At 44.8% G+C, this 12,813-nt stretch carries 13 protein-coding genes; 4 read left to right on the plus strand and 9 right to left on the minus strand.

The annotated features are described in order from the left end of the window. Positions 1–8: 8 nt before the first annotated feature. From AC4EHB_RS03005 to AC4EHB_RS03015, 3 genes are read right to left on the minus strand one after another with little or no spacing between them, the layout of a single operon-like run. Positions 9–707 (minus strand): YjjG family noncanonical pyrimidine nucleotidase, encoded by a 699-nt coding sequence (locus tag AC4EHB_RS03005; RefSeq protein ID WP_490974116.1) that lies wholly within the window; start codon positions 705–707, stop codon positions 9–11. Positions 708–729: 22 nt separating this feature from the next. Then, a complete protein-coding gene (corA, locus tag AC4EHB_RS03010) occupies positions 730–1,683 on the minus strand; it encodes a magnesium/cobalt transporter CorA (RefSeq protein WP_490980632.1) in 954 nt (317 codons plus the stop codon). Positions 1,684–1,703: 20 nt separating this feature from the next. Further along, positions 1,704–2,888 carry an MFS transporter gene (locus AC4EHB_RS03015; RefSeq protein WP_490980633.1) on the minus strand — a complete coding sequence of 395 codons (1,185 nt, stop codon included), beginning with the start codon at positions 2,886–2,888 and terminating at the stop codon, positions 1,704–1,706. A gap of 90 nt (positions 2,889–2,978) precedes the next feature. On the opposite strand from AC4EHB_RS03015, the gene AC4EHB_RS03020 reads away from it, so the two are divergent. Both AC4EHB_RS03020 and AC4EHB_RS03025 read left to right on the plus strand, forming a co-directional pair. Further along, a complete protein-coding gene (locus AC4EHB_RS03020) occupies positions 2,979–3,215 on the plus strand; it encodes a hypothetical protein (protein ID WP_490974119.1) in 237 nt (78 codons plus the stop codon). A 266-nt stretch (positions 3,216–3,481) separates the two neighbouring features. Continuing rightward, positions 3,482–5,089 carry an ABC-F family ATP-binding cassette domain-containing protein gene (locus AC4EHB_RS03025; protein WP_490974120.1) on the plus strand — a complete coding sequence of 536 codons (1,608 nt, stop codon included), beginning with the start codon at positions 3,482–3,484 and terminating at the stop codon, positions 5,087–5,089. 57 nt (positions 5,090–5,146) lie between these two features. On the opposite strand, the gene AC4EHB_RS03030 is transcribed toward AC4EHB_RS03025, so the two are convergent. The 5 genes from AC4EHB_RS03030 to AC4EHB_RS03050 all read right to left on the minus strand — a co-directional run bounded on the left by AC4EHB_RS03030 (position 5,147) and on the right by AC4EHB_RS03050 (position 8,831). After that, the gene (locus AC4EHB_RS03030) at positions 5,147–5,623 is read right to left on the minus strand and encodes a YkvA family protein (protein WP_490980634.1); all 477 of its coding nucleotides are present in this window, start codon (positions 5,621–5,623) and stop codon (positions 5,147–5,149) included. A gap of 40 nt (positions 5,624–5,663) precedes the next feature. Then, complete coding sequence (locus tag AC4EHB_RS03035) at positions 5,664–5,801, minus strand: hypothetical protein (RefSeq protein ID WP_490974122.1); 138 nt, start codon at positions 5,799–5,801, stop codon at positions 5,664–5,666. A 226-nt stretch (positions 5,802–6,027) separates the two neighbouring features. Next, a complete protein-coding gene (locus tag AC4EHB_RS03040; protein WP_490980635.1) occupies positions 6,028–7,689 on the minus strand; it encodes a M4 family metallopeptidase in 1,662 nt (553 codons plus the stop codon). Between the two features lie 377 nt (positions 7,690–8,066). Next, entirely contained in the window at positions 8,067–8,264 is a 198-nt protein-coding gene (locus AC4EHB_RS03045; RefSeq protein WP_490974124.1) for a cold-shock protein, read from the minus strand. A 285-nt stretch (positions 8,265–8,549) separates the two neighbouring features. After that, positions 8,550–8,831 carry a DUF1033 family protein gene (locus tag AC4EHB_RS03050; RefSeq protein ID WP_490980636.1) on the minus strand — a complete coding sequence of 94 codons (282 nt, stop codon included), beginning with the start codon at positions 8,829–8,831 and terminating at the stop codon, positions 8,550–8,552. Positions 8,832–9,032: 201 nt separating this feature from the next. On the opposite strand from AC4EHB_RS03050, the gene AC4EHB_RS03055 reads away from it, so the two are divergent. Continuing rightward, the gene (locus AC4EHB_RS03055; protein ID WP_490980637.1) at positions 9,033–9,731 is read left to right on the plus strand and encodes a 5-bromo-4-chloroindolyl phosphate hydrolysis family protein; all 699 of its coding nucleotides are present in this window, start codon (positions 9,033–9,035) and stop codon (positions 9,729–9,731) included. After that, positions 9,703–10,881 carry a toxic anion resistance protein gene (locus AC4EHB_RS03060; RefSeq protein WP_490974127.1) on the plus strand — a complete coding sequence of 393 codons (1,179 nt, stop codon included), beginning with the start codon at positions 9,703–9,705 and terminating at the stop codon, positions 10,879–10,881. The genes AC4EHB_RS03055 and AC4EHB_RS03060 overlap by 29 nt, the downstream gene beginning before the upstream one ends. Positions 10,882–10,952: 71 nt before the next feature. Here the strand turns inward: AC4EHB_RS03060 and AC4EHB_RS03065 are convergent, their stop codons facing one another. After that, on the minus strand, positions 10,953–12,806 hold the full coding sequence (locus AC4EHB_RS03065; protein ID WP_490981484.1) for a vWA domain-containing protein: 1,854 nt from the start codon (positions 12,804–12,806) through the stop codon (positions 10,953–10,955). Positions 12,807–12,813: the final 7 nt, after the last annotated feature.

The following is a 12,813-nucleotide window of genomic DNA, read 5'->3' on the forward strand; positions in this document are numbered from 1 at the left end:
GCCTTTTTTTATTCCATTTTTCCATTGACGATTTCTTGGAGTTCCGACAAGCATCGGATTTCATGCGTCGGCTGGACCGCAGTGCCATTGGGCTTGCCTAGCGGATTAAACCAGCACGTGGCGATGCCATAATCCATGCCGCCCTTGATGTCTGAAGTCAGTGAATCTCCCACAATCAGCACCGAGTCTTTACTTTTAAGGCCCAATTTTCGGAAAGCATAATCGAAGATGCCGCTATGCGGCTTCTGATAACCCGCTTCTTCCGAAATGATGACGTGTTCGAAAAGATGCTGCATCGGAGAATTTTTGAGGCGCGCTTTTTGCACAGAACCAAAGCCGTTTGTAATGACGGCCAGCCGGCAATGGCTGAGTCCCTTAATCATCGCTTCCGCTTCCGGAAACAAATGTGTTTCCCGACCTAAATAATCCAAATATTGCGTTCCAAATGCTTCTGCGCTGAAATTTAATTCATGCAGATGGAACAAGCGCTTGAAACGCTCTATCCCTAGTTTAGCCAGCGGCATTGTGCCCTGTTCCAAATCCTGCCAAAGCACGCTGCTGATTTCCCGGTATGAGTCGTGGAAACGGGAAAAACCATCCGGCATTCCATAATCGACAAATGTATTGTGTAAAGCGGCGCGCTCTGACAGTTTAAAATCCATTAAAGTATCATCGATGTCAAACAGAATCGTATTGTATTTTGCCATAATCCCATTCCTCTCTACGATGTCAATCGTTTTCAAACCAGCCTTTGGACTTGAACCAAACGCTCATGCCGACCGCCATCACCAGCATGACGGCCAAAACAACAAAATAGCCGTTCTCGGTGCGCAGTTCAGGCATGTTGACAAAATTCATTCCGTAAAGCCCAGCGACAAAAGTAAGCGGCATGAAGATGGTCGTAATGACCGTCAACGTCTTCATGATATTGTTCATGCGATAAGAGTTTAACGAGATGTAATTATCGCGGATATCCGTCGTCAATTCCCGATTTGAATCAATCATCTGGCTTAATTTGATGAGATGGTCATGAATATCCTGGAAATATGCGCGTTTCTGCTCTTGAATGATAAAACGCTTCGACTCAAGGATTCGGTAGACCATGTCCCTTGTCGGAACGACGATTTGACGGATTTTCAATAAATTCCTCCGCACTTCGAACGTATCTTCCATAATCGACTTGTCCGCTTTTTTCAATCGTTCTGAACCTTCAATCGAAGCGAGCCGGTCTTCGAGCTCTTCCACCAGCGGAAAAAAACCGTCTACAACTTCATCCATGATTTTATATGTAACTTCAAGCGGCTTGAAGTTTTCCAGATTTTTCATATGCCTGAAATATTCCCATGCGTAATTGACTTCATCCAAATCCTCAAAATGGAATGTCACCAAGAAATCTTCACCCAGGAAAAAATCCACTTCATTGACATCCAGTTCCCCGGGCACAAAAGAATGCATTACTAGAAAAGTTACATTTTCATAATACTCCATTTTCGGACGCTGCAAAGAATGGATACAGTCTTCAATGGCCAGTGGGTGGAAAGCGAAATGGCTGCTGAGCAAGTCAATTTCTTCCGGTGTTGGTTCATTGAAATCCACCCAATGCCATTTCATCAATTTCAGCTGGCTCAATTCTGGGTCGATAAAGAGTTTATCCTGTTGGTCAATGGCTAAGATTCGAATCATAATGTTCCCCTTGCTCTTATTTATTTGAGTTTGCTTTGCGTTATTTCGTTTTTATACAATAAAATTCCGAACAGCATGACCATTGCCGCAAAACTTAATAGAAGATATAAAGTGATGGAATGGTCACCCCAGCGATCATACAGCATGCCGATTAAAAATGGCATCCCGCTTGAAATGATATAGCCTCCAGATTGGATCATCGCCGTCCATTTATTGACGTCATCTGCGCGTTCGTTCTCATCAAGCGGCATCAAAAGCGCAATCGGGAACAAACAACCCAGCATGACACCGAGAAAAACAGCGGCAGCCCATGCAGCAGCGGTACCGCCGAATAATAATAACAATAGACCTGCAACGCCAGACATCAGCGAGACAAATATCCATAACAAGCGGCTCGGATACTTGGTCAATAAAATCGGCAGAGACAGGTTTCCGACGAGCTGGACAGCCGCCATGACCGTCAACACCGCTCCAGCTGTCAACACGTTCATGCCCTTATCGATGGCGATTGGCGCAAGCCATGTGATTAGCGAGAAAAACATAGCCGACTGAGCGCCGAAAAACAGCAGCATATACCAGGCTCGCCTGTTTTTCAACGGCGAAGCTGCCCGCCCGGCAGGGTTCCTGACTTCCACTTTCTGAGGTTCCTCAACCCGCAGCCACAGGACAAGTGCGATTATTGCCAGAACTCCCCAGCTAGCAAGCGCAACAGGCCAGCCAGCAATCGTATAGAATACTCCGGTCAAACCAGAAGCCAGCATCGCCCCCAACCCCATGCCGAAAGAATAAACGCCGATCAATGAAGCGGTGCGGCCTGGGAAATTGGTTTTAATCGCTGCCGACAAGAGCGGACTGATTACAGCAATCGCCAGTCCGATAAAGAAAGAACTTGCGAGCAACACCGGATAGCTTGGTACCAGGCCTCGGACAAAAGTTAGCGCCCCCAGCATGACCAGCAAGAAAGTGACGCTCTTTTTTATGCCGAACTTGCGATTAAAGCCGATTGCAAGCGGCGCGAAAAGCCCCATGCAAAATACCGGAATTGATGTCAGCAAGCTGATGTCGCTATTGGAAAGAGATAAATCGCCGCGAATCGCTTCAAGCAGCGGCCCTATAGAGGAAATGGCTGGCCTCAAGTTTAATGACACAAACAAGATAGCAAGCACCATCAAGCCGAGTGCCGGCTTATTTTGTTTTTTTGCCAATCCCGTTCCCTCCTCTTTTTAATTACTTTTTTCCAAACTTGTGTTCGCCGCTGAAATTTATTAAAATGGATGTGAAAGGCGGGCTAAAAGATGAGATTAGTGAATTGGAGCTACGCGAAACGCTATAATATCAAAGCTATTTTTGACGAGTTTCCGCATGTTGTCGTCTGGTTTCGCCAAATCGGCGGCTATTATTTCATCTATACGATGAAAGGCCTGACAAAAGAGCACATCCCGGAAAGACGTGATTATGTACGAATGGAATATTTGCTGAATAAGGATTTAGGCATGCTGGAAGCTTATAAAGAGCGAAAATATAAAGTATGATCAATTAAATTATGAACTATACATCAATACATGGTAAATCAAATAGAGATATTCCGCAAAACAGTCCTCTAAAACAGCTGCTTCTGTCTATGCATCGCTATGCTAGCTTCAATTCATGAAAGTGCGCTGGAGCGAAATGAAAAGCTTCAAAGAAATATTTAAAGCCATTGCATTAAGTTTATCCCAGACTGCAGCCGAATGCTATCGATTTCAGAGGGTTTCATGGTATACTATTCTTATTGTGAAATTTGGGAGGTACGTAAAAAATGATAGCAGTAAATGACGTAAGTCTTCGCTTTGGCGACCGTAAACTTTTTGAAGATGTAAACATCCAATTCAACCCTGGTAATTGCTACGGGCTGATCGGCGCGAACGGCGCCGGCAAGTCAACATTCATTAAAATTCTGTCAGGTGATATCGACGCACAGTCCGGCAATGTATACATGGGTTCAGGTGAACGCCTTGCAGTTTTGAAACAGGATCACTTTGAATACGAAGAATTCCCGGTGCTTGAAACAGTAATCATGGGCCATAAGAAATTATACAAAATCATGGCTGAAAAAAATGCCATCTATATGAAAGAAGACTTTTCAGATGAAGACGGCATGCGTGCTGCAGAGCTTGAGGGCGAATTCGCTGAATTGAATGGATGGGAAGCAGAGTCCGAAGCCGCTATCTTGCTCCAAGGGCTTGGTATTTCAGAAGAGCTTCACGATAAGAAAATGGCTGAACTATCGGGTTCGGATAAAGTGAAAGTGCTTTTAGCACAAGCTTTGTTTGGCAAGCCTGATGTCTTGCTGCTGGATGAGCCTACTAACCACTTGGACTTGAAGGCAATTCAATGGCTGGAAGAATTCTTGATCAACTTTAACAACACAGTCATCGTAGTCTCGCATGACCGCCATTTCCTTAACAAAGTGTGTACGCATATTGCAGACTTGGATTTCGGTAAAATCCAGTTATACGTGGGCAACTACGATTTCTGGTACGAATCAAGCCAATTGGCAACACGTTTGGCATCTGACCAGAACTCGAAAAAAGAAGAAAAAATCAAAGAGCTTCAAGCCTTTATCGCCCGTTTCTCTGCCAACGCTTCTAAATCGAAGCAGGCGACGTCACGGAAGAAAATGCTCGATAAGATTGAACTTGATGATATCCGCCCTTCTTCCCGCAAATATCCGTTCGTCAATTTCACTGTCGGCCGCGAAATCGGCAACGATGTGTTGACAGTAAAAGACCTAAGCCAGTCAGTAGACGGCAAACAGCTCTTGAATAACATTAACTTCAATATGGGCAAAGACGATAAAATTGTTTTGATCGGCGATCCGCTTGCTAAATCAGCATTGCTTCGCATCCTTGCCGAAGAAGATCAACCCGCTTCAGGCTCAATTCGCTGGGGTGTAACAACTTCACGCGCTTACTTGCCGATTGACAATGCCGCTTATTTCGAAGGCAGTGAACAATCGCTGGTGGACTGGCTGCGCCAGTATTCTCCGGAAGATGAGAGTGAAACATTCTTGCGTGGTTTCTTGGGCAGAATGCTATTCTCCGGCGAAGAAGTGAAAAAGAAACCTTCCGTCCTATCCGGCGGCGAAAAAGTACGCTGCATGCTGTCGAAAATGATGTTATCCCATTCGAACGTCCTTTTGCTTGATGAGCCGACCAACCACTTGGATCTTGAATCGATTCAAGCATTGAATAACGGCATGATCGTTTTTAAAGGCGCTATGGTCTTCACTTCTCATGACCATCAATTTATCCAGACAGTTGCAAACCGCGTAATTGAAATCCGTGAAGACGGGACAATCTTTGATAAACAATTGACATATGACGATTTCCTGGAATGGAAAGATGCACAAGGAATTCTAAGCTAATACGCAAATAAGCCCGCAGCTCTTAAAATTAGAGCTGCGGGCTTATTTATGTCTTTTTTATTTCATGAAGCGTTTTACTAAACGGCCTGCGGGAATCTTGGAAACGACTTTACTGCCTGAATTTGAAATGCCGCGCACTACAGACAACAGCTCTTTGTCCCCTGCCCAATGTTCTTCAATCACTTCAGCTGGGAATTTGTTCAGCAATGTGTTGACGATGAACACCGCTACTACGACATCATCCAAGAACCCTCCTGGCCCTACCAACAGCTCTGGCAGGAAATCAATCGGCGCGAAAAAGTATAAGATACCGGCTCCAATTTTGCTTTTGCTGGAAGCATCAATGCGGCTGTCCAACATCAACCTGCTTAGCAAATGGAAGAAGTCCGGGGCAAATAAGACATATTGCCCTAATTTTCCTACTCCACCTGAACGGTTGTCGAGCCATTTTTGGATTCTGCTTCTTAGTTTTTGGTAGAAGTCATCTTGCTCTTTCGGATTTGGAAGCGGTTTTTTCAAATAATCGTTAGTCATGTATGTTCCTCCTGCATCTCATGTGTATTTTCCAGCCTTTTTAGAATTTCAATGTGACGTTTGTGGCAATGCGCTCTTTTTCCGGATTTCCTTCAACTGGGATGAAATCCACCTGTTGGCCTTCGTTCAGCACAGAGAAATCCCCGATGTTGGAATGCTCAGAATGCGTATAGAACATTTAACCATTATCGCCTTTAATAAAACCGAAGCCTTTTTCCTTATCGAATGACACTACCGTACCTTGCATATAAAACCCTCCTAAAGGTAACTTATTCATTACATGATTTATACCCTTAAAAGGCTGTTTCTTAAACTAATGGTTTTCCGGGGTTTTTCGGCAATTGAGAAGCCATTAAAAAGACCGCTCAACTTGAGCGGCCCCACCTAAACTTTTTGATTGATTATCAGTTTACACCGACTGCTGAGAATGCGGTTTTGACACTTGCCACTTCAGCGCTCGAAGCTCCGTAAAGGTCCGTTGCCGCCTGGATGGTTGATGCACGGTAATGGCTGTAATTCGAGCTTGGCGTTAAGTATTGCGTCAACGTGCGATAGAAGATATCAGCTGTCTTGTCGTTTCCGATGCCTGTGACTGAAACGCCGTAATGCGTGCCGCCGTTAGCCAATAGGAATGCGGCTTTATTGCTGATACCTGAGTTGATGTGGACGCCGCCATTATCGCCTGTCCCTGTATAGCGTTTAGAATAATGGTCCGGATCGCCATTGAGCGTCGGATCCGCCATCGAACGGAGTGCGTCTCCCGCAGTTCCTGGCGTATAAATGTCTTCACCAATCAACCAGTCCGGATTATTGTTGGCCGCGTACTCGACAATCGTCCCAAAGATATCGGACATCGATTCATTGATGGCCCCTGATTCATTTTGGTAAATCAGATCAGCGGTTGTGTCCGTAACAGCATGCGTCAATTCATGGGCAATAACATCCAACCCGCCTGACAATGATGTGAACTGGACGCCATCCCCATCGCCGTATACCATTTGCGTTCCATTCCAAAACGCATTATTATAGCTTCGGCCATAATGCACAGTCGAAATCAATTGTGCACCATTGCCGTCGTAGCTATTGCGGTTATGCTGTTCTTTGTAATAATCATAGGTTTCAGCTGCGTATGCGTGCGCATCAACCGCTGCTGCGTCATATGCGGCATTATAAGCATTGTCCGCATCAAGCCATAACGTGCCTGGCAAGCGTGTACGGTTGCTGGCATCGTATGTGAAAATTCCGCCGCCGCGTGTTTTGTCCACTAGGTATGATCCATTGCTGTTAATCGTTGTATTGAAAGATTTCGTATCACCTAATACTCCTTTGCCTGTTGCAGTCGAACTGGTTCCAGTCGGTGCTGTTACGCCGTTTGTCGGTTTGGCTTCATGGATTTGGTTAAACGAAGTTAAGACCTTGCCTGTTTTCGCATCGATGAAATATTGGTAATTCCCTGGTGATGGATAAAGGAATTGGAATTCAGTGCTGTAAGCGTATTTTGCTTCGCCGCCGTCTACATAAATTGTCAATTTCGGTCCTACTTGCTTATCGATTTTCACATCATTGCCAATCTTTTCCTTTAAGTCGGCTAAAGCGACAGCTGCAGCTGCAGCCGGTTTAACCGTAGCACCTTTTTTCAATGATGCTTTATTGAACAATTCCGGTACCAAGGTTCCTGAAACAGCAGTCAAAACGCCTTCTTCATTGACAGTTGCCGATAGGACTGAACCGAATACAGGAACGCCTTTGAACATCTGTTGGACCTTCAGATTGGTCATGCCAAGTTCATCCGTCGTTTCGCTTGCCACTTTAAAGCCTGCTGCTGCGCCTTTGCCGGTTTTATACAAACTTGCTTGTTTTTCTAAGTATGTAAAGACGATTTCTTTTGCAGCTTTATTTGATGGAACCGTTAATTGGCCCGTGATTAGATCAGCCGTTTTGCTTTTTTCGTTCATATGCACTTTTTCAGATACGGCATTCGTTGGAGAGGCATAAACTGATGCAGAAGCTGCGGATAAGGCTAGTGCAGCTGCCAGGCTTAACGTCAGTAATTTTTTCTTTGTCATGAAATGGTTCACTCCTTTTATGTGCCACCGTTTCTTTCGGGGTACTTAGAAGCATAACCTTTTAAGTATTCTGAATAAATAGGAAGCTATAACTGTTTTATATTACCTGATAAGTGTTTATTGAATTACAATAAAATGAGTTTTCAAACTATTCTGGAATTAAACAGGTTTATTTTACTATTTAGCTTTTTGGACGCAGATAATTTTCTGACAATTATTAAGAATCCTTATTAACGCTTTCAACAACTTGATCTTATTCGTCTGTTTTCTTTTTGCGTAATCAATTTTTTTTGCAAACAAGCGTCCTTTTAATGGGCTCTAAAATGGAGATATCCAAAAAAAAAAGACCCGCTCATGAATGAGCGGGTCTTGGGAGATTAGGCTTTTACTACGTTAGTAGCTTGAGGTCCGCGGTTGCCTTCCTCTACTTCAAACTCAACTTTTTGTCCTTCATCAAGCGTTTTAAAGCCTTCGCCTTGGATCGCTGAGAAATGAACAAAAACGTCGTCTCCGCCTTCAACTTCGATGAAACCAAAACCTTTTTCTGAGTTAAACCATTTTACTGTACCTTGCATGTAAAAACCTCCTGAGATTAAAAAAATTTTCAATATGGAATTTTTCCATAAAAAAATTCACATATTCAAAAAAGTACCATAACGTGCTGATCACTTTTTTGAATAGGTGAATAGCTGTTTCTGGTGAGTTCTTTAGTTCTTAAGTCTATTATAACAATAATAACTGAGAAGTCAAATAAATCTAAAAACTTTTTAATCGGGCTTTGCACCTACTAGATAGTGTACCAATATACACGCTCAACCACTATTATCTACAAAATCTGACTTTTCTAATAATATCATCAATTATTTTTCAGTGTGCCGCTGGATTATTCCATGATATACCTGGAGATCCTCTTCGCAGTCCGGGCACCATTCAAGATCTCCTTTTTTCCAATAAACGTCGAAATCTTCCCCTTTTTTCTTATGCTCAGGATATGTTGTGCGCAGTGAATCCGCCAATTCGTTTTTAAAGCGGATTGCTTCTTCTATGGTAGTAAAAGATTTTCGCTGTACGATATCCTGCTCCCATCCTTCCAGCATCCACCATGGCTCGTAGAAGCTTTTCACATAAATGATTTCATGCATTTCATCAACTCCCATTTTTCTTCCTATTATTCATTGTGCCAAATAATCGTAATTCTGTCCAGAGCTTGCAGGCATCTCAAGCAGCCCTGAAGTTTGTATTGCCTTCTCCTAAGCTGTAAAATATGAGGTATATGGAGTGAACTTGAAACTTTTCACCCGCTGAAACGTATAAATGAGCAGGAGTACTAGGAGGTTATATTTATGAAGCCTGTTGAAAAATTCATCCAACGGCAAACAATCAGCCTGCCTTTGATGACCGTCATGTTCCCCATCTTTTATTTAGGGGCTGAAATTGGGCTAATAGCCTCTGGGGCTGTTGCAGCTGGAACTTATCTGGCCAGCAACACAACGATCAAGCAAGTCCAGCTAACTTCCGATTCGAAAAAACTGGGTATGACACGCAGTGAATACAAGCATGTCCGTGTCCAGATCAAAGAAGCCCGAAAAAAAATAAAGCTATTGCAGAGCCAGTATTACCGGGTGCGCTCCATTTCATCATTCAAGCAATTGATGAATATGGTGAAAGTGTCCAACAAAATCATTATCCAAGTGCAGCAAAACCCACGAAAATTCTATTTGGCTGAACCCTTTTTTTATTCCCATTTGGATTCTGCCTTGGAATTGACCGAAAAATACACCATGTTGGTCGGGTTGCCGGTCAAAGACCATGAATTAAAAGCGACTTTGCAAGATACGCGGGAAATGCTGACGTCCTTAAACAGCGTTATTGAGCGCGATTTAAAGCTCACGCTGTCTTCTGACGTAGAAAAACTGCGGATGGAGCTCGATTATGCCCGTTTGACTGTCGATCAGCATCAGAACCAGAAATTGCTTCACCAATTACCTGACGCCAATGAAGGAGAAGTGGACCATGACACAGAATCGATCAAACCAAAGTGAACTGGATGATTTGCTCGGCAACCCTTTCGGCATGGAAGCTGTTAAAGAGCAGCCCAATTTGCCAGCCAGTGAATCCGGTAAACCTCAAGCGCTAATGGAGCGTTTAACGAAAGACGAGCAGGCAAAAGCCCGAGAACTGGCTAAACAGATTCCTGCCGGCAATTACGAAGCGATCCTGACATACGGCGCGAACGCACAAAACCAGCTCAGCCAGTTTTCGCATAAAATGCTCGACCATGTCCAGTCGAAAGACATCGGCCCAGTCGGTGATGTGCTTAATGACTTGATGAAAAAGTTGAAGGAACTTAATCCCGAAGAATTGTCCCAGAAGAAACGCGGCGGTATTCGCAAAATATTTGCGAAAGCAAAGTACTCGGTCCAGGAAATGATGACAAAATACCAAAAACTCAGCACGCAAGTCGACCGCATCAGCATCCAGCTCGACCATTCGAAACGCGGCTTGCTGGATGACGTCCAAATGCTTGAGCAGCTTTATGACCAGAATAAGACTTACTTCCAAGCATTGAACGTCTATATCGCCGCTGCCGAAATCAAGCGTGATGAGATTCTGACAGAAACCATTCCCGCTTTGCGCAGGAAAGCCGAGGCGTCAAATGACCAAATGGCTTATCAGGAAGTCAACGACATGGCACAATTCCTTGACCGGTTGGAAAAACGCTTGTACGATCTCCAATTGTCGAGGCAAATCACCATCCAAAGCGCACCGCAGATCCGCATGATCCAGCAGACCAACCAGACGTTGGCGGAGAAAATTCAATCTTCGATCATGACGTCTATTCCCCTTTGGAAAAACCAAATTGCCATTGCGCTGACATTGAATCGCCAAATGAAAGCTGTCGAAGCGCAAAAACAAGTGACAGCGACAACGAACGAATTGCTGTTGAAGAATTCCGAGATGCTGAAAGTGAACTCGATTGAAACGGCGAAAGAAAACGAGCGTGGCATCGTTGAAATTGAAACTTTGAAACAGACCCAGGAAAACTTGCTTAATACAATCGAAGAAACCCTCCGCATCCAAGCTGAGGGGCGCAAAAACCGTAAAGCGGCAGAAATCGAAATCGGCCGCATGGAAGAAGATCTGAAGCAGCGCCTTCTTGCCATTCAGGACGACCGTGAAGGCAAACAATAATAGCATAACCATAGAACGGCTGGAGAATAAGGGATTCCTTTTTCTCCAGCCGTTCTTTTATGTGAAAAATTTTAAACCGATTGGATGATTAAATGCAACGTCCGCTTCAGCAGCCGCAAAGTCTGATCGACAAAATGCTCGATCGAGTCGGCACTGACGGATTTATTGCCATACATCATTCGGTAAAAAGCGGCCTGTTCATCAGAAATCGTTCCGTTGCTCAAGAACAGATGCAGCACTTCAATGTTCTGCTTTTTCGCTTCCTCTACGGCATTCGCTGTATCGACAACACCGTTTTCCGCGTAATTATAGGCAGATGGTTCACCATCCGAGAAAACCAGCAGAAAGCGGTGCTTTTCCTGGCGGCTGCGCAGGCGGTCCGACATCCAGCGGATAGCAAAGCCATCCCGGTTGTCTTCGTGCGCTTCCATGGACGCGATGGCATCCGCATGGTCAAGCGTACCATCTTCCATTTTATGCATCCACTCAAAATAATTAGGCTGTCGGTCATCACTTGCTTCGTAAGCATCTTCGTAGAACAGCACAATTTCATGAGGCACACCAAGTCCGCGCAAAACATCATGGAACAGCAAGACAGCTTGTTTCGTTTCGTCTAATTTATCGATCATCGATGCAGAGCCATCAATCAACAGGCAAAATACAGCATCCAATTCCTTTGACGGCGCTGATTTGCGGTAGAATGGCTTGGGCCGGTCTTCTATGACGAGCGGCAGCAAGTTTTTCGACAACCGTCCTGCATTTAAATTGGTTCTAACGGATTGCTGTTTTTGCATCATGCGTTTTTTCAATTCGCGCAGTAGCGATTTTACATAAGGCGCTTGTTTGCGCCGCCATTCTTCAATCTGCCCCCGCTGCCCGGCGGCGATTTGGATGCGGGATTCCGTATAAACGACTCGATTATTGGCATTGCCGAATTTTGTGCCAGCTTGTTTTGCGGCACTCGCCATCTGCCGGTCATCCGCTGTGTTGTCTTCTTTATGTTCACCGCGCGAATCGCCTTTTGCGGTATGCTCCACTTCCCCGCTGCCGTCTTCTTCACGGCCGCCTTCAGCATAGCCTGAACCGCCTTCTTCAAGTTCAAATTCCATCGCTGCCGATTCGGAAGGTTCCGATTCCCGATGCCATGACTGGAACCACTCTTCTATCGTATTTATCTTTTCTTCAACTTCGCTTTGATCGGGCTGAATTCCTTCGTGGTAGCGGAATGGCTGATTTTTTCCGATCGTCTCCCCGAATGTATAATAGCCGTGGACCAAATCCTCTTCAAATACGTATTCCAACCGGTCCATCATCGCTCCAACGACTTCAGCGGAATCGGCTGTCGACTGAGCATCGAACATTCTGCTCCACATGAAAAAAAGCGGTTCCCATTCTTCCGTATCCGCAATGTCAATGCTGCGCAAGCGCAGATAAGCAGCATTCAGGAAGGCGTCCGCTGCAAAACCTTTCTGCCGATTTCCTTTGTAACGGTCTTTGTGGTAACCAGCATATGTCTCTTCGCGGATCTTAAACGCTCCAGTAGTACCGGGACGCGCTTTCTTGATTTTTTCGCTCAGCCTGAATTCTTCCGCGCATAACAGCAATTGTTGTTTCAATTCAGGCAGCGGTGAATTTTTGCTGATGAATGTGCGCCATGCATTTACATCAAAATTCCGCCAGAATCCTGCGGCCATCAAATAGATATCCGATTTGTATCCCAGGCGTTCAATATGCTGTGCCCTGTGGCGCCAGAATACACTAATGGATAACGACGATTCCGAAGGGCGGAATTCCACCAATTTGCGCGTCGTCACTTTCAAGTACGGCGCATCAGCCAATGCTCCCGCAAGCATTTCCATCCCGTGCAGCAGCTTTGTATCGATGGTTTCATTATTGAATTGGATAAATCGGTTGACCGAAGCCATTCGCTTC

The sequence above is a fragment of the Planococcus sp. TJ-302 genome, from assembly GCF_058268455.1.